The 16,977-nt window shown below is 70.4% G+C and carries 15 protein-coding genes and 1 pseudogene; 10 read left to right on the top strand and 6 right to left on the bottom strand.

The genetic code is table 11. The features are described 5' to 3' along the window. Window positions 1-20: 20 nt before the first annotated feature. The 5 genes from ACWGE1_RS01015 to ACWGE1_RS00995 all read left to right on the top strand — a co-directional run bounded on the left by ACWGE1_RS01015 (window position 21) and on the right by ACWGE1_RS00995 (window position 6,953). Window positions 21-2,078, top strand: coding sequence for a copper resistance CopC/CopD family protein (locus ACWGE1_RS01015; protein ID WP_453418436.1), 2,058 nt, complete (start codon window positions 21-23; stop codon window positions 2,076-2,078). Next, window positions 2,003-3,361: an iron uptake transporter deferrochelatase/peroxidase subunit gene (gene efeB, locus ACWGE1_RS01010; protein ID WP_453418435.1), complete on the top strand. Its 1,359-nt coding sequence runs from the start codon at window positions 2,003-2,005 to the stop codon at window positions 3,359-3,361. Before ACWGE1_RS01015 ends, efeB begins: the two co-directional genes overlap by 76 nt. A 42-nt stretch (window positions 3,362-3,403) precedes the next feature. Beyond that, window positions 3,404-4,339, top strand: coding sequence for a prephenate dehydratase (gene pheA, locus ACWGE1_RS01005; RefSeq protein WP_453418434.1), 936 nt, complete (start codon window positions 3,404-3,406; stop codon window positions 4,337-4,339). Window positions 4,340-4,866: 527 nt separating this feature from the next. Then, the gene (serS, locus tag ACWGE1_RS01000) at window positions 4,867-6,144 is read left to right on the top strand and encodes a serine--tRNA ligase (protein WP_189972469.1); all 1,278 of its coding nucleotides are present in this window, start codon (window positions 4,867-4,869) and stop codon (window positions 6,142-6,144) included. After that, the gene (locus tag ACWGE1_RS00995; RefSeq protein ID WP_453418433.1) at window positions 6,141-6,953 is read left to right on the top strand and encodes an HAD family hydrolase; all 813 of its coding nucleotides are present in this window, start codon (window positions 6,141-6,143) and stop codon (window positions 6,951-6,953) included. The genes serS and ACWGE1_RS00995 overlap by 4 nt, the downstream gene beginning before the upstream one ends. A 137-nt stretch (window positions 6,954-7,090) precedes the next feature. On the opposite strand, the gene ACWGE1_RS00990 is transcribed toward ACWGE1_RS00995, so the two are convergent. Next, complete coding sequence (locus ACWGE1_RS00990) at window positions 7,091-7,636, bottom strand: hypothetical protein (RefSeq protein ID WP_453418432.1); 546 nt, start codon at window positions 7,634-7,636, stop codon at window positions 7,091-7,093. Between the two features lie 163 nt (window positions 7,637-7,799). Here ACWGE1_RS00990 and ACWGE1_RS00985 point away from each other — a divergent pair, with 163 nt between their 5' ends. Together ACWGE1_RS00985 and ACWGE1_RS00980 are read left to right on the top strand one after the other, a co-directional pair. Then, complete coding sequence (locus ACWGE1_RS00985; protein WP_453418431.1) at window positions 7,800-8,789, top strand: sensor histidine kinase; 990 nt, start codon at window positions 7,800-7,802, stop codon at window positions 8,787-8,789. 10 nt (window positions 8,790-8,799) lie between these two features. Further along, window positions 8,800-9,450 (top strand): response regulator, encoded by a 651-nt coding sequence (locus tag ACWGE1_RS00980; protein ID WP_453418430.1) that lies wholly within the window; start codon window positions 8,800-8,802, stop codon window positions 9,448-9,450. Between the two features lie 15 nt (window positions 9,451-9,465). On the opposite strand, the gene ACWGE1_RS00975 is transcribed toward ACWGE1_RS00980, so the two are convergent. From ACWGE1_RS00975 to ACWGE1_RS00955, 5 genes are all read right to left on the bottom strand, one after another. Further along, window positions 9,466-10,101, bottom strand: a complete 636-nt coding sequence (locus tag ACWGE1_RS00975) for a rhomboid-like protein (RefSeq protein WP_453418429.1) — start codon at window positions 10,099-10,101, stop codon at window positions 9,466-9,468. Between the two features lie 83 nt (window positions 10,102-10,184). Continuing rightward, on the bottom strand, window positions 10,185-10,904 hold the full coding sequence (locus tag ACWGE1_RS00970; protein ID WP_453418428.1) for an ABC transporter permease: 720 nt from the start codon (window positions 10,902-10,904) through the stop codon (window positions 10,185-10,187). Window positions 10,905-10,919: 15 nt separating this feature from the next. Continuing rightward, window positions 10,920-11,831 (bottom strand): ABC transporter ATP-binding protein, encoded by a 912-nt coding sequence (locus ACWGE1_RS00965; RefSeq protein WP_453418427.1) that lies wholly within the window; start codon window positions 11,829-11,831, stop codon window positions 10,920-10,922. Then, window positions 11,828-12,715, bottom strand: a complete 888-nt coding sequence (locus ACWGE1_RS00960; protein ID WP_453418426.1) for an ABC transporter permease — start codon at window positions 12,713-12,715, stop codon at window positions 11,828-11,830. Before ACWGE1_RS00960 ends, ACWGE1_RS00965 begins: the two co-directional genes overlap by 4 nt. Beyond that, entirely contained in the window at window positions 12,705-13,694 is a 990-nt protein-coding gene (locus ACWGE1_RS00955) for an ABC transporter ATP-binding protein (RefSeq protein ID WP_453418425.1), read from the bottom strand. The genes ACWGE1_RS00960 and ACWGE1_RS00955 overlap by 11 nt, the downstream gene beginning before the upstream one ends. Window positions 13,695-13,910: 216 nt before the next feature. On the opposite strand from ACWGE1_RS00955, the gene ACWGE1_RS00950 reads away from it, so the two are divergent. The 3 genes and pseudogenes from ACWGE1_RS00950 to ACWGE1_RS00940 all read left to right on the top strand — a co-directional run bounded on the left by ACWGE1_RS00950 (window position 13,911) and on the right by ACWGE1_RS00940 (window position 16,970). After that, window positions 13,911-14,777, top strand: a complete 867-nt coding sequence (locus ACWGE1_RS00950; RefSeq protein WP_453418424.1) for a M24 family metallopeptidase — start codon at window positions 13,911-13,913, stop codon at window positions 14,775-14,777. Then, the gene (locus ACWGE1_RS00945) at window positions 14,774-16,564 is read left to right on the top strand and encodes an SDR family oxidoreductase (RefSeq protein WP_453418423.1); all 1,791 of its coding nucleotides are present in this window, start codon (window positions 14,774-14,776) and stop codon (window positions 16,562-16,564) included. The genes ACWGE1_RS00950 and ACWGE1_RS00945 overlap by 4 nt, the downstream gene beginning before the upstream one ends. After that, window positions 16,561-16,970, top strand: a pseudogene (locus ACWGE1_RS00940) (metal-dependent hydrolase). Before ACWGE1_RS00945 ends, ACWGE1_RS00940 begins: the two are co-directional and overlap by 4 nt. The last annotated feature ends 7 nt before the right edge of the window (window positions 16,971-16,977 follow it).

Below are 16,977 nucleotides of genomic sequence, written 5' to 3'. Positions count from 1 at the left end.
GACCGAGGAACTGACACGCCATGACGGCCACCGCCCCCGCCCCATCCGCGGCCCGCGCCCGCGCCACGGCATTCCTGCCGCGGCTCGCGCTGGTCCTCGCAGCTCTGCTGGCAACCCTGTTCACCGCGGCCTCACCGGCCACGGCGCACGCCGCACTCACCGCGAGCGACCCCAAGGACGGGGCGGTGGTCGCCACGGCCCCCGCCCAGGTCACGCTCTCCTTCTCGGAGCAGGTCGCCATGGGCGACGACTCCATCCGCGTGCTCGACCCCCAGGGCAAGCGCGTGGACACCGGTGAACTGCGCGACATGTGCAGCGGAAACACCATCCGCTACGGCACCGCGCTGCACGCCGGTCTGCCGAACGGCACCTACACCGTCGCCTGGCAGGCCGTCTCGGCCGACAGCCACCCGATCTCCGGTGCCTTCACCTTCTCCATCGGCGCGCCCTCGGCCACCGACGTCACCCTCCCCACCGCGCAGGCCGGCGGCGGGCCCGTGGGTATCGCGTACGGGATCGCCCGCTACATCGCCTACGCCGGGTTCGCGGTCCTCGTGGGCGGCGCCGCCTTCATCCTGCTGTGCTGGCGCCGGGGCGCCGCCGAGCGGCCGCTCCAGAAGCTCGTCGTGCGTGCCTGGGTCACGCTGACCGCCGCCACCCTCGCGATGCTGGTGCTCCGGACCCCGTACACGGGGTCCGGCAACTTCTCCGACGTGTTCGATCTCGATGGGCTCAGGGCCGTCCTGGAGACCAAGACGGGAGCCTCCCTGGTCTCCAGGCTGCTCCTGCTGGGCGCGGCCGCCCTCTTCGTCGCGGTCCTCTTCGGTGTCTACGCGCGCCGGATGGCGGGCGTAGAGACCGAAGCCGGCACACCCCGTGAGGCGGACAAGACCGGGGAGACCGACGGGCTCGACGGGACCGACCCGTCCGATGGGGCCGACCGGTCCGAGCAGCCGGACGACACCAGCGATCTCACCTTCGGGCTGGCCATCGGAGGCGCCGTCGTGTCCGGCGGCATCGCCGCCACCTGGGCTCTCTCCGAGCACGCCTCCACCGGTATCCAGCCCGGTATCGCCATGCCGGCCGACATCCTCCACCTGATGGCCGTCGCCACATGGCTCGGCGGTCTCGCCGCGCTGCTCGTCGCCCTCCACAAGGTTCCCGGGATCGAGCGCGCGGCCGTCCGGCGCTTCTCCCGGGTCGCCTTCGTGAGCGTCCTGGTGCTCGCCGTCACCGGCATCTACCAGTCCTGGCGCCAGCTCGGCAGCTGGTCCGCCCTCACCGGCACCGACTATGGACGACTGCTGCTCCTGAAGGTCGGCCTGGTCGCCGTCCTCCTCGCCATCGCCTACATGTCCCGCAGGTGGACAGCAGGGCTCGCCGATACCTCTGCGACCGCCACCGGGCAGGTCTCGGACGATGTTTCACGTGAAACAGCCGCGGGTGCCGGCTCCGGCACTGCCGATGTTTCACGTGAAACAGAGCCCGTGACCGTCCCAGCGGACCCGCAGCGCGCCGCCCAGCTCGCTCGGCAGCGTGCCGCCCGTGAGAGCGTGCGCGAGAAGCGGGTGCGGGACGCCGATCCGGGCCGGGCCGGCCTGCGCCGTTCCGTCCTCGCCGAGGCCGCCGTCGCCGTGATCCTGCTCGCCGTCACCACCGTGCTGACGAGCACCGAGCCCGGGCGGACCGTGGAACAGGAGGCGGGCCGCGGCTCCACCGCAACCGCTGTCCCCGACCGCGCCATCAAGATCACCCTGCCTTTCGACACCGGCGGCCCGAACGGCAAGGGGTCCGTCCGCCTCGAACTCGACCCGGGACGGGTCGGCGCGAACACCCTGCACCTCTGGTCCGACTCCGTCGACGGCGCGCCCCTCGACCTCCCCGAGGTCAAGGTCGCGTTCACCCTTCCCGCCAAGGACATCGGCCCGCTGCCGCTCGTCCCGGAGCAGGCGGCCCCCGGCCACTGGACCGCGTCCGGTGTCCAGCTGCCGCTCGCCGGTGAATGGCGCATCGACGTGACCGTCCGCACCTCCGACATCGACCAGACCACCGTCCAGAAGACTGTGAAGATCGGCTGACCAGCGTGACCGAGAGCAACCCTGACATCGAGATCTCCCGGCGCCGGCTGCTGGGCACCGTCGGCGCCGCAGGCGCCACCGGAATCGCCCTCGGCGCCACGGGCGGCGCCCTCGCGCACTCCGCGCTCGCCGAGTCCGCGAGCGGCTCCGCTCCCGGCTCATCCGGGAGCCTGACCTCCCTCGGCGCCACCCAGGTGGCGTTCCACGGCGATCATCAGGCGGGCATCACCACCCCGATGCAGGTCAAGGGCCACCTCGTCGCCTTCGATCTCGCCGCCGGGGCGGGCCGCACGGAGGCCGCCGCCTTGCTGCGGCGGTGGTCCGACACCGCCCGGCGGCTGATGGCGGGTGAGCCGGCCCCGACCTCCGACAGCGGGATCGCCCTCGACGCGGGTCCGTCCTCCCTCACCGTCACCTTCGGCTTCGGCCACTCCTTCTTCGAGCGCACGGGCCTCACCTCACGCCGCCCCGTCGCCCTCGACCCGCTGCCGGACTTCTCCTCGGACCGGCTCGACGTCCGGCGCAGCAATGGCGACCTGTGGATCCAGATCGGCGCCAACGACGGCCTCGTCGCCTTCCATGCCCTGCGCGCCCTGCAGAAGGACGCCGGGGAGGCCGCCCGCGTCCGCTGGCAGATGAACGGCTTCAACCGGACTCCGGGCGCCACCGGCACCCCGATGACCGCCCGCAATCTCATGGGCCAGATCGATGGCACCGGAAACCCGAAGCCCTCGGAGCCCGACTTCGACAAGCGGATCTTCGTACCCGGTGCAGGTCCCGGACCCGCCGAACACGCCTGGATGGCCGGGGGCTCGTACGCCGTCGTCCGACGTATCCGCATGCTCCTCGACGACTGGGACAAGCAGTCCCTCGCCCAGCAGGAGCAGGTCATCGGCCGCACCAAGGCCACCGGCGCCCCCCTGACCGGCGGCGGCGAGACCACCGAAATGGCGCTCGACAAGCTCGGCGCCGACGGCAAGCCCGTCATCCCGGCCAACGCGCACGCCCGGATCTCCGCCCCCGAGCAGAACGGCGGGGCGGCCATGCTGCGGCGCCCCTTCTCCTTCCATGACGGAATCGGCGCCGACGGTGCTCCCGACGCCGGGCTCCTCTTCGTCTGCTGGCAGGCCGATCCGCTGCGCGGATTCGTGCCCGTCCAGCGCAAGCTCGACCGCGGCGACGCCCTGTCGGAGTTCATCCGGCACGAGTCCAGCGGCCTGTACGCGGTCCCGCCCGGCGCCCGAAGCGGGGAGTACGTGGGGCAGCGGCTGCTCGAAGGGTGAACAGCAACCCGGTGGGCGCCACCCCGGCATTAGGCTGATCGCATGTCAGCCACCCGCTTCACGTATCTCGGTCCCGAGGGCACTTTCACCGAGGCCGCCCTGCGCACCCTGCCGGAAGCCGCGACCCGGGAACTCGTCCCGATGGTGTCGGTCCCGGCCGCTCTGGACGCCGTCCGGAACGGCGAGGCGGCCGCTGCCCTGGTCCCGATCGAGAACTCGGTGGAGGGCGGGGTCACCGCCACCCTCGACGAGCTGGCCGCGGGCGAACCGCTGATGATCTACCGCGAGGTGCTGCTGCCCATCGCCTTCGCGCTGCTCGTGCGGCCCGGGACCGCCCTGTCGGACGTCAAGACCGTCACGGGGCACCCGGTCGCCCAGCCGCAGGTGCGCAACTGGCTGCGGGCCAACCTGCCCGACGCGTTGTGGGAGTCGGCCGCCTCGAACGCCGACGGCGCCCGGCTCGTCCAGGAAGGGCGCTTCGATGCCGCCTTCGCGGGCGAGTTCGCCGCCGCCACCTACGGGCTCGTTCCGCTGGTGACGGAGATCCACGACGCGGAGAACGCCGAGACCCGGTTCGTACTGGTGGGACGTCCGGCGCGGCCGGCCGCACCGACCGGGGCGGACAAGACCTCCGTCGTGCTGTGGCTCGGCGACGACCACCCCGGCGCGCTGCTGGAGCTCCTCCAGGAGTTCGCGGTCCGCGGGGTGAACCTGATGCTGATCCAGTCCCGTCCGACCGGGCAGGGCATCGGCAACTACTGCTTCGCCGTCGACGCCGAGGGGCACATTTCCGACCGGCGGGTCAGCGAGGCGCTCATGGGCCTCAAGCGGACCTGCCCCCAGGTCCGCTTCCTCGGGTCCTACCCGCGCGCCGGGGTCGCTCAGAGTGATGTGCGGGCACCTCGGGCCGGAACCTCCGACGGCGACTTCACAGCCGCCTCCGACTGGCTGGGGCGTTGCCTCGACGGACGGGCGTAAGCGCTTCGTCCACTGTCCACAGAGTTATCCACAGGCTGGGATGGGGACCTGGGGACAAGTCGACAGAACGGCATGACAAGGTCGACAAATCGGCCGAGCGGCTCAGGTTTCGCTCTGGGGAGCGGCGGGTGAACGGTGTCACCCCCGCATCGCCGATCAACTCTTTGGGGCGAGTCATTCCCACCCGAATGAGTGTGTGAGGGTGGTTTGAGCCCTGATTCGCCCCAGCCATGAACCGATCAGGAATGATCTATTCCTGTGTCCACAGATGCAACACACAGCCTGTGGATAACCTTCCGTCCACAGCAATTCCTGTGGACAAGAACCCTCTGCGACCCTGCTCGGGGCCTGCCGGGCCGTCGGCATTCCGCCCCTTTTCGGGGAATGGGACCGCTTTTATTGACGCTCCGGTAAAGACTGCTTCCAGCCAGCCACCAAGACTTATCCATTCGTTGCAATTAGGACATAGCGACACGCAGCGTGATATCGGTGTGATCCCAGGAACCCCAGCCCGGTAGCCTGGAGGGGTGATTGACCTCCGGCTGCTCCGTGAAGACCCTGACCGTGTCCGCGCCTCGCAGCGCGCCCGTGGAGAGGACGTCGAACTCGTCGACGCACTGCTCTCCGCCGACGAGCGCCGCAGGTCCTCTGGCGTGCGCTTCGACGAACTGCGCAATGAGCAGAAGTCCCTGGGCAAGCTCATTCCCAAGGCCTCTCCGGAGGAGCGGGCAGAGCTGCTGAAGAAGGCCGAGCAGCTCAAGCAGGACGTCAAGGCCGCCGAGGCCGAGCAGAACGAGGCCGACGAAGCCGCCAAGCAGCTCCTTCTCCAGCTCGGCAACATCGTCCACGAGGACGTCCCGGTCGGCGGCGAGGAGGACTTCACCGTCCTGGAGACGCACGGCACCATCCGCGACTTCGCCGCCGAGGGCTTCGAGCCCAAGGACCACCTGGAGCTCGGCGAACTGCTGGGTGCCATCGACGTCGAGCGCGGCGCCAAGGTTTCCGGTTCGCGCTTCTACTACCTGACCGGTGTGGGCGCCCTGCTGGAGCTGGCGCTGGTCAACGCGGCCATCGCCCAGGCGACCGAGGCCGGCTTCATCCCGATGCTGACTCCCGCGCTGGTCCGCCCGCGCGCCATGGAGGGCACCGGCTTCCTCGGCCAGGCCGCCGAGAACGTGTACCACCTGGAGAAGGACGACTACTACCTCGTCGGTACTTCCGAGGTGCCGCTCGCCGCGTACCACATGGACGAGATCATCGACGGCGACAAGCTGCCGCTGCGGTACGCCGGCTTCTCCCCGTGCTTCCGCCGCGAGGCCGGTACGTACGGCAAGGACACCCGCGGCATCTTCCGCGTCCACCAGTTCGACAAGGTCGAGATGTTCTCGTACGTCGCGCCGGAGGAGGCCGAGGCCGAGCACCAGCGGCTCCTGGAGTGGGAGAAGCAGTGGCTGACCAGCCTGGAGCTGCCGTTCCAGGTGATCGACGTCGCCACCGGTGACCTGGGCGCCTCCGCCTCCCGCAAGTTCGACTGCGAGGCGTGGATCCCCACGCAGGGCAAGTACCGCGAGCTGACCTCGGCCTCGAACTGCAACAGCTTCCAGGCCCGCCGCCTGTCGATCCGCTACCGCGACGGCAAGAAGACGCAGCCGCTGTCGACGCTGAACGGCACACTGTGCGCCGTACCGCGCACGATCGTCGCGATCCTCGAGAACCACCAGCAGGCCGACGGTTCGGTGCGCGTGCCCCAGGCGCTGCGGCCGTACCTCGGCGGCCGCGAGGTCCTGGAGCCGATCACCAAGTGAGCCCGGCTCCGTTCCCGTACAAGCTCGTCGCGACCGATCTCGACGGCACGCTGCTGCGTGGCGACGACACCGTCTCGGAACGCACCCGTGAAGCGCTCGTCGCGGCCACCGCGGCGGGCGCGGCGCACATCATCGTCACCGGCCGGGCCGTGCCCTGGACCCGGCACGTGCTGGACGATCTCGGCTACAAGGGGATCGCCGTCTGCGGGCAGGGCGCGCAGGTCTACGACGCGGGTGCGCACCGGCTGCTGACCTCGGTGACGCTGGACCGGCAGCTGGCCGGTCTGGCGCTGTCGAAGCTGGAGGCCGAGATCGGTCCGCTGGCCCTGGCGGCCAGTCGGGACGGGGTGGACGGCGAGGTCCTGTTCGGGCCCGGATACCAGGTGCAGGAAGGCCTCCCGGCCCTCTACCTGGAGGACACCAAGGCCCTCTGGACTGCTCCGCTGAACAAGCTCTACATCCAGCACCCGGAGCTGGACGACGACGCGCTCGTCAAGGTGGCCCGGGCGACCGTGGGCAACCTGGTCGACATCGTCATGGCGGGTCCCGGCATCGTCGAGATCCTGCCGCTCGGTCTGACCAAGGCCACGGGCCTGTCGCTGGCCGCGCGCCGGCTGGGCGTGAAGGCGGCCCAGACGATCGCCTTTGGTGACATGCCCAACGACATCCCGATGTTCGGCTGGGCGGCACACGGAGTGGCGATGGCCAATGCGCATGCCGAGCTCAAGGCGGTGGCCGACGAGGTGACGACCTCCAACGAGGAGGACGGCATCGCTGTGGTGCTGGAGCGTCTGCTGGGCGCTGCGTAGCGCGTACGACGCCGGAGAGGTCCGGGGCAGCCCGCGCCAGATGGCGCGCTCGAAGTGGCTGCCCCGGACCTTTTGTTGCTCCCCGCACGACTCACTCTGCACCTGGCGCAGGTCCCGTACCAGCGAATTTCCGCGTATCAGCCGTGAATCCGGCGGCGGCGCCAGTAGGCGACGGTCAGGATGCCGAGCAGCGGACCCCAGAGCAGCAGGGGCACGTAGGACAGGTTGAAGATCCACAGGGCGGGCCCGGCGGGCGCGTCGGGATTCGCGGCGTTGACCTCGTTCCAGGTCGAGGCTCCGAGGACCGTGATGCCGGTGAGCGCGATCGCGCCGAGCGCCGCGGGAACCACCGCCACCAGGGGATGGAACCGGCGTCCGCCCAGCCCGGGTATCCAGCGGGGCAGCTCCTCGCCCCAGCGCTTGACCAGCCCGAGACTCAACAGGCCCAGGCACTCCTGCAGGACGCTGACGAAGATAAGAACCAGGGATTCCCGGCCCGGATAGTACGCGTGGTGCAGATCGCTGCCCGGGCCCCAGCCCATGGGAACGCCCGCCGCGACCACGAGCCGCCACACACAGCTGGGCAGCACCGTCAGCGCGGCGAGTCCGGCGAGCCGACGAAGCCGGGGGGAGACACCGGGAACGGTGTCCGAAGCACGTACGACGGCGGCGCTGGCAGTCATGGTCCAAGTCCTGTCCGGGAGTGGCTGGTTGATGGCTCAAGCCTGGCCCGGCGGGCCTGCCGGAACCATCCGCCGATCAGCAGGCCCGTGGTGGCGCCGAGTCGGGCCGGCTCTGCCGAATGGCAGATGGTCCGGCCCGGCGTGAGCTCGTAGGGTCGGCCGCATGACCGTGAACGCGCGTGCCGCATGTGCCCCGTTACTGGCCCTTGCCGCCCTCGTCGGCCTGTTCGCCGCGTTCCTGGGCGCGCCCGCGGTGTGGTCGCTGCTCTGGGCGGGACTCCTGCTGTTGCTGCTGGCCCTGGTGGCCCGCTGGTCTCCGGTGCGTTCGGGCTCCGTGGCGGCCTCGCTGGGCGTGGCAGCGGTCGCCCTGTGGCCGGTCCCGCTGCTGGGGGAATCGGCATCGTGGCTGGAGGCCTGCGGGGCGGTGGCGTTCTGGGCCGCGCCCGCCCTCGGGGCGTTGCTGGCCGGCGGCTACCTGCGCCGCCAAGCAGCCCGGATGCGGCAGGCCGTGCGGGATGCGCGGCGCGACCAGCAGCTGGAACTGGCCCGGGACCTGCACGACTTCGTGGCGCACGACGTGAGCGCCATCGTGGTGCAGGCACAGGCGGCGAGGTTCGTGGCCGCCCAGGATCCCGGGCAGGCCGTGCGCGCGCTGGAGCGCATCGAGAGCGCCGGGTTGAGTGCGCTGGCCTCGATGGACCGCACGGTGCACGCGCTGCAAGAGGCCGCGGGTGGGCCGACGGCTCCGGTACCGGGTCTGGCCCAACTGCCGGAGCTGGTGGCGCGCTTCGAGGGCGGGGCGCTGGATTCGGATCCCGCGGCGCTGGAGGGGCTGTCCCGGGAGGCGGACACCACCGCGTACCGGGTGGCCGTCGAGGCGCTGACGAACGTACGCCGGCACGCGCCCGGAGCGGCCGAGGTACGGGTCGCCGTACGCCGGGCCGGGGCGGGTGTCGAGCTCAGCGTGGCCAATTCCGCGGCCCCCCGCGGCGCGGGAGGACTGCTGACCCGCAGGAGGCGGGGCGGTACCGGACTGGCAGGGCTGCGCGGGCGGGTGGAGGCGGCAGGCGGGACCCTGCGTGCCGGGGCGGCCGAGGGTGGCGGATGGCGGGTTTGCGCCGTCTTCCCGGCGGAGGGGAACACCCTCAGGTGATCATGACAGCGTGACCACACGCATCCTGATAGCCGATGACCAAGAGGACATTCGCAGCGGATTCCGGCTGATCCTCGATTCGCAGCCGGACATGACTGTTGTGGGGGAGGCGGCGGACGGGGAGAGCGCGGTGGCGCTGGCCCGGGAACTGCAGCCGGACGTGGTGCTGGCGGACATCCGGATGCCGCGGCTCGACGGGCTGGAGGTGACCCGGCTGCTGGCGCCGCAGACGCGGGTCGTGGTGGTGACCACCTTCGACCTGGACGAGTACGTGCACACCGCTCTGCACAACGGCGCCTGCGGCTTTCTGCTCAAGCGCTCCGGCCCGGCGCTGCTGATCGAGGGGGTGCGGGCGGCGATGGCGGGGGACACGCTGATCAGCCCGCAGATCACGGTGCGGCTGCTGAGCCGGCTGGCTCAGGCGGGTCCGGTGGCCCGGCCCGCGGCGCACCCGCTGACGGAGCGGGAGGTGGACATCGTGCGCCTGGTGGCCCGGGGTCTCACCAACGCCGAGATCGGCGCGGAGCTGTTCATCAGCGCGGGGACGGCAAAGACCCACATCGCGAACGTCCAGGCGAAGCTGGGGGCCCGGAACCGGGTGGGAATCGCCGCGTGGGCGTGGGAGCACGGCATCGCGAAAGCCGAGGCCGACACCCCCTAGGGCGGGCCGGGGTCGTCATGTTTCACGTGAAACAACGTGGCGGGTGAGCGGCCAGGCAAGCAGGCCGACGGTGAGCGCGATGGCGTGACCGAGATCCGTGAAGGTACCGCCGGTGGTCAGCGGGATCCCGAAGAAGGCGACCGCTCCGGCGAGGTAGAGCCATTTCCAGTGGCCGTGGATCCGGTAGGTGAGGACACCGATGGAGGCCGCGAGGCCGTAGCTGACGCCGATGTCGACGACATGGGTCATGCTCTGCGGGGCACGGTGGTCCTGGATGGCCGTCAGGAGGACCTTCTGACTGACGAGTGTGGCGACGACATGGGCAGTCGCGACGATCAGGAACCAGCGCAGAGTGCCGAGCCAGCGTTCGACGGGGGCGTGGAAGAACTCGAAGAGCACGACGTAGAGGGCGAGCGAGGCCGGGTTCACGATCCAGAAGGCGCTGCTGGCGAGTGCCCGGACGGGGTATTTGACGAGCTGGTTGATGTTGCTGCTGTTGCGGTGGAGCAGGACGCTTTCGAGCCGGTCGGGCGCGACCGCCACGATGATGCTGGTGACGGCGATGATCAGCAGCCAGATGTGCGTTCCGGGCGAGGAGCGTATCCAGGACCGCAGTGGCCTGGACGGCTCCGGCTCGGTGTGCACGACCATGAACCGATGATGACGCGCAAAACGGTGCCCCGCTCGGCCGGTGGGCCGGGCGGGGCACGGTTTCGCGGGCGCTGCGGCGGGACTTACTCCTCGCCGGCCAGGGTGAGCCGGCGGAGCTTCTGGCCTGCGTAGACGGTGGCGCCGACGGTGACCGCGCAGAGCAGGATCACAGCGGTGGGCAGACCGACGGTGGCGTCGACGTACCCGTCCCCGGCCACCTTCTCGGCGACGGACAGGGCCCACTGCTGGACGCTGAGGGTCTTGGCTCCGGAGACCAGGCTGCCGAAGAGCGACTCCCAGATCAGGGCGTAGACCAGGCCGAAGACGACCGCGTGCCGGCTGACGGTGCCGAGCAGCAGGAAGAGCGCGCTGTAGGCGATCGAGGCCACGAGGGCGGCGATCGTGTAGGCGACGGCGATCTGCTGGCCGTTCCCGTTGAGGATGAATCCGGCGATCAGGGTGGGGATCGCGGAGAAGACCATCGTGACGGCGATCGCCACGATCAGCTTGGTCATGATGATCTTCGGGCGCTTCACCGGCTTGGCGAGCAGGTAGACGATGGAGCCGTCGTCGATCTCGGGCCCGATGGCTCCGGTGCCGGCGATGACACCGATCAGCGGAACCATGGTGGCGAGCGCGAAGCCCCCGAGGAGGTCGGCCGCGACCTTGTCGTCCACGCCGACGAAGGCACGGACGACGAGGGCGATGACGATCAGCAGGGCGGGCAGCGCGAAGAGGATCAGCGCGCGCCGCCGGCCGAGCAGGGCCCGGTAGGTGAGCCGGGCGACGGTGGGTTCGTACATGGGTGCCAGCTCCTTTCAGGCCGTGACGAGGTAGGAGAAGACCGACTCGAGGGACTCGTCGGAGGGAGAGACCGTCAGCAGCCGGATGCCGTGTTCCCGGGCCACACGCGGCAGCAGCTCGGTGAAGCGGCCGAAGTCGACGGCCTGGATGCGCAGCGCGCCTTCCTTGAGGTCGACCTCGATGCCGGCGGTGGAGGGGTCGGCGATCAGGGCCGCGGCGAGCAACCGGTCGTCGGTGGAGCGGATGAGGTAGCGGTGCGGGCGGTCCGTCATCAGGCGACGGATCTTGCGGAAGTCGCCGGACGCGGCGTGCCGGCCGGCCACGACCACCTCGATGTGCGAGGCGAGCTGCTCGACCTCCTCCAGGATGTGGGAGGAGAAAAGGACGGTGCGTCCCGCGTCGCCCATGCGCCGCAGCAGATCCATGAGCTGCATGCGCTGGCGCGGGTCCATGCCGTTGAACGGCTCGTCGAGGAGCAGGACGGCCGGGTCATGGACGAGGGCCGAGGCCATCTTCACGCGCTGGCGCATGCCCTTGGAGTACGTGGAGATCTTGCGGTCCTGGGCGTACTCCATCTCGACGGTGGCGAGCGCCCGCTGGGCGGCCGCGTCGTCGAGGCCGTGGAGTTCGGCGTTGGCGACGACGAACTCCCGGCCCGTGAGGAAGTCGTACATGGCCTCGCGCTCGGGCACGACGCCGATCTGCTTGTAGACCTGCTCGTTCTGCCAGATCGGCGAGCCGTCGAGAGTGACGGTGCCCGTGGAGGGGGCGAGGAAGCCGCCCATCATGTTGATGAGGGTGGACTTCCCGGCGCCGTTGGGGCCCAGGAGCCCGGTGACACCGGGTCCGATGCTCATGGTCACGTCGTTGACGGCGACGACGTTCCCGAACCAGCGGGAGGTGTGGTCGATGTCGATGGTGGTCACAGCCCGGCCTTCCGGTAGCGGGCCATCAGGGCGGCGTAGGAGCCGGCGATGAGGCCGAGGGCGACGATCAGGTAGACGACGCCGGTGCCGGCCGAGGGACCCTCGCCGCCGGGGAAGGCGGAGGTCGCGCCGAGGAACGCGGTCTGTACGCCGTCGATGAGGGTGATCGGGGAGAACAGGCCCATCCACTCGATGGCGCCGGTGTTCCCGGTGCTGTACGAGATGCCCTGGACCGCTGTCACCGCGCCGAACGGGATCAGGAGCACCGCGATGATCGCGGCGACGCCGAACCCGCGGCGCGGGGTGAGCGCGGCCATGACCAGGCCGAGGCCCGCGAAGAGCAGCGACAGCAGCAGCACCGACACGAGTCCCTGCCCGAATCCCTTGGTCTGGTGGGAGAAGTCGAACTTCGCCAGGAGCGAGCCGATCCACATGATCAGCAGCGGGGTCGCGGTGAGGATGAACAGGGCCGAGGCCATGGCGGCGTACTTGGCCACCACGTAGTCGACGCGCTCGATGGGCCGCGAGAAGTAGAGCGGCACCGTCTTGAAGCGCAGGTCGCGCGAGACCGACTGCGGTGCCTGGGACGCGAGGAAGAGGCCGATGATCACCTGGGTGGTCAGGGCGTACGTCGTGTACTTGATCGGCAGGTCGGTGGAGCCGGGCACCGCGATGGCGACCGCGACGATGATCAGCGCGGGCACACACATCACCGCGAAGAGGAGCATCGGCAGGACCTTGGACTTGGCGGAGCGGCCGAGTCCGTAGGCGCCGCGCAGGGACTGCGAGAACAGCGACTTGCGGGCGTAGGCGCGGCCGAGCCGGGGTCCGTCGTAGGACCGGTAGCCGATGTTGTGGATCTGGGTCGAGGTGTCAGGCGCCATCGGAACCGGCTCCCTTCTGCTGGACGGTGAACGAGGGCTGCTCGTTGTCGCGGAAGACCTCCGCGATGTGGTGACGGCGCTGCTCCATGCGGACCAGACCGATGCCCAGGTCGGCGACGGTGTCGCGGACGGTGTCGTACGTCTCCTCTCCGCTGGCCTCGACGAGGAGGATGTGCCCGGCTCCAGGCAGACCCTGCTCCTCTCCGGCGTGCAGGGTGATGCCCACCGCGGTGAGCGCCTTGCGCAGCGCGGCGGCGCCGTCCGGGTGGGTGTCGGAGTCGGTGACCTCGACCGCGAGGGTCGTGGTGATCTGGGTGAAGTCGCTGGTGGAGCTGGAGCGCAGCAGCTTGCCGCCGTCGACGACCACCACGTGGTCGCAGGTCCGCTCCAGCTCGCCCAAAAGGTGGGAGGTGACCAGGACGGAGATGCCGAAGTCCGTGTAGATGCGGCGGATCAGGCCGAGCATCTCGTCGCGGCCGACCGGGTCCAGGCCGTTGGTCGGCTCGTCGAGGAGCACCAGCTGGGGGTCGTGGACGAGGGCCTGGGCGAGCTTGACGCGCTGCTTCATGCCGGTCGAGTAGCCGCCGATGGGGCGGTAGCGCTCCTCGTACAGCCCGACGTGGCGCAGGGTGTCGGCGGTGCGCTCACGGGCCGCGGTGGGCGGCAGCCCGGACATGCGCGCCATGTGGACGACGAACTCGGTGGCCGAGACGTCGGGTGGCAGGCAGTCGTGCTCGGGCATGTAGCCGACGCGTTCACGAATGGCGCTGCCATGCGTGCGGACGTCGAGGCCGAGCACGGCGGCGCTGCCCTCGGTGGCGGGGGACAGTCCCAGCAGGATCTTGATCAGCGTGGACTTGCCGGCTCCGTTGGCACCAACGAGGCCGGTCACACCAGGCCCGATGTCCAGGGAGAGCCGGTCGAGGGCGGTCACTCGGGGGTACCGCTTGCTCAGGCTTTCGGTCGCGATGACAGTCACGGGTTCGACGTTAGTGGCGCAGCTCTCGTGAGACGTCAGACCTGGAGCTGGATCCTGTCTCAGCCTTCAGGCGTACATGCCCGTACTGGAGGCTGATGTGAACGCGACAACTTCGTCCACAGGTCCGTGCACGACCCTTGACGTGATCTCCGGTCATTGTCACATTCATCAGTGTCAACTTACGGGCGCGTACGGCTACACGGATGGACGGCTGACATGGCTGGGGACACCAAGCAACGCACCGCTCGGTCCGGACGACTCTCCGCCGACCTGAGCGGGTTCAGAGAGGTGCAGCGCCTCTCGTACGAGTGCGCCGAGGCCGTCGCGGCCCAGCTGCGGCCCGGAGTGACCGAGCGCGAGGCCGCGCGCATGCAGCGCGAGTGGCTTCGGGAACGCGGGGTGCGGGACTGGTTCCACCTGCCCTTCGCCTGGTTCGGGGACCGCACCGCCTTCGCGAACTTCAGGATCCCGCTGCAGTTCTTCCCGACCAACCGGAAGCTGGAGCCGGGGATGCCGTTCATCCTCGACATGGCACCCGTCCACAAGGGCTACGCGGCCGACATCGGCTATTCGGGCAGCCTCGGGCTGAATCCGGTGCAGGACCGGCTCATGGCCGATCTCCAGGCGCACCGGGTGCTGATCCTGGAACAGGTGCGTGAGCGCCGCTCCCTGCGCGAGATCTACGAGAACGTCGAACGGCTGATGACCCGGCAGGGGTACGCCAACCGGCACCGGGCCTACCCCTTCGGCGTGATCGCCCACAAGATCGACCGGGTCAGGGAGCGGCGCTGGTCTCCGACCGCCTTCGGATTCGGCACCCAGTCCCTCAAGGGGCTGGCGAGTGACGCCCTGCACGGGCACCGCGAGGGCTGGTCCCCGCTGTGGAGCCCCTACCACTTCTCCGACCATCCGCCGCAGCCCGGCCTGTGGGCGGTGGAACCGCACCTCGGGTTCCGGGGCACCGGCGCGAAGTTCGAGGAGATCCTGGTCGTCACCGACTCCCGGGACCCCGAAGAGAGCGCGTACTGGCTGGACGACGATCTGCCGCACGTGCGGCGCTGGGCCGAGGAGAAGGCAGCATGAGCGGAATGAACGGAGCAGGGGCAGTGGGTCTGGCGGGTGCGCGCGAGCGCCGGGTGGGCACCGGTGGGGTCGAGCTGTGCGTCGTCGAGCTCGGCGAGACGGGCCGGCCGACGGTGATGCTGGTGCACGGCTACCCGGACAGCAAGGAGGTCTGGTCGGAGGTCGCCGAGCGGCTCGCGGCCCGCTTCCACGTGGTGCTCTACGACGTACGCGGCCACGGGCGCTCCACCGCGCCGCAGCCGCTGCGCGGCGGCTTCACCCTCGAGAAACTGACCGACGACTTCCTGGCGGTGGCGGACGCGGTGAGCCCGGACCGGCCCGTGCACCTGGTCGGCCACGACTGGGGCTCCGTACAGGGCTGGGAGTTCGCGACGGTCGGCCGCACCGAGGGCCGGATCGCCTCCTTCACCTCGATGTCGGGGCCCTCCCTCGACCACTTCGGACACTGGATCAAGAAGCGGATGGCGCGGCCCACCCCGCGTGCGGCGGCGCAGCTCCTCGGCCAGGGCGCCAAGTCCTGGTACGTCTACATGCTGCACACCCCCGTGCTGCCGGAGCTCGCCTGGCGCGGGCCGCTCGGCAAGAGGTGGCCCTCGATGCTCCAGCGCATCGAGAAGGTTCCCGCCGGCTCCTATCCGACGGACTCGCTGCCCTCGGACGCGGCACACGGCGCCTGGCTCTACCGCGACAACGTGCGACCGCGACTGCGCCGACCGCGCCCCGACGCGTACGCCCACGTGCCGGTGCAGCTGATAACCCCGACCGGGGACGCCTTCCTGTCCGAGCGGCTCTACGACGGCCTGGAGCGGTGGGCCCCGGACCTGCTGCGGCGGACCCTGCCCGCCAAGCACTGGGTGCCCCGGACCCGGCCCGACCAGCTGGCCGCCTGGATCACCGAGTTCGTCACCGACCGCGAGGAGCCCGCGACTCGGGCGCCGGAGCAGAAGGCACCCGGCAAGTACGCCGACCGGTTCGCGGGGCAGCTCGTCCTGGTCACCGGCGCGGCCAGCGGCATCGGCCGGGCCACCGCCTTCGCCTTCGCCGAGGCCGGGGCCAGGGTGGTGGCCGTCGACCGCGACGCCGAGGGTGCGGCGCGCACGGCCGACATGGCCCGCCTCGTCGGCGCCGCCGAGGCCTGGGCCGAGTGCGTGGACGTCAGCGACGAGCAGGCGATGGAGAAGCTCGCGGCGAAGGTCGCCGCCGAGTACGGAATCGTGGACGTCCTGGTCAACAACGCCGGGATCGGGCTGTCCGGGGCCTTCCTCGACACGACCACCGAGGACTGGAAGAAGGTCCTGGACGTCAATCTGTGGGGCGTCATCCACGGCTGCCGGATCTTCGGCAGGCAGATGGCCGAGCGGGGCCAGGGCGGGCACATCGTCAACACCGCCTCGGCCGCCGCCTATCTGCCCTCCAGGACCCTGCCCGCCTACAGCACCTCGAAGGCCGCCGTGCTGATGCTGTCCGAGTGCCTGCGCGCGGAACTGGCCTCGAAGTCGATCGGCGTCTCCGCGATCTGCCCGGGCATCGTCAACACCAACATCACCGCCACCTCACGCTTCGCCGGGGTGGACGAGGCCGAGGAGAAGCGGCGCCAGGAACGCTCCTCGCGGCTCTACGGGCTGCGCAACTTCCCGCCGGAGAAGGTCGCCGACGCGATCCTGCGGGCGGTCGTGCGCAACGAGGCCGTCGTACCGGTGACGCCCGAGTCCAAGGGCGCCCTGTGGATGTCCCGCTTCGCCCCGCGCGCCCTGCGACGCATCGCGAGGCTGGAGCCGAAGTTGTGAGCGGGCCCGGGCACCCGATCGTTCCGCGCCGGGTGGCCTTCGACTGGAAGGCCACCCCGCTGCACTGGATACCGGACGAGCCCACCGCCACCCACGTCACGTGCTGCACCTGCTGCTGCCCGCCGGAGAGCGGTGGTTCGTGAAGGTGCTCAAGGAGGGCCTGCCACTGGTCACCGACCCCGAACTGGGCGGCCGGCTGCGCTACTCGCTCCGCGCGCACAACCGTGCGGTGGCCAAGGGACTCCTGCCCACGTGGAGAGAGCTCGGCACGGCCATACCCCGCTACTTCCGGCGGTCGTACCATCCCTCGCAGGAGGGCTCGCTGCGCAGGGCTGTCGAGTACCTTGCGGCTTCACCTGCCGCCCGGGCCGCAGCGGGCGCGGTCGGCCGAGCCGCGATGTCGTAGGGAGCCG

The sequence above is a fragment of the Streptomyces sp. NPDC054932 genome, assembly GCF_053610205.1.
This window is presented reverse-complemented; position numbering and strand designations above follow the sequence as displayed.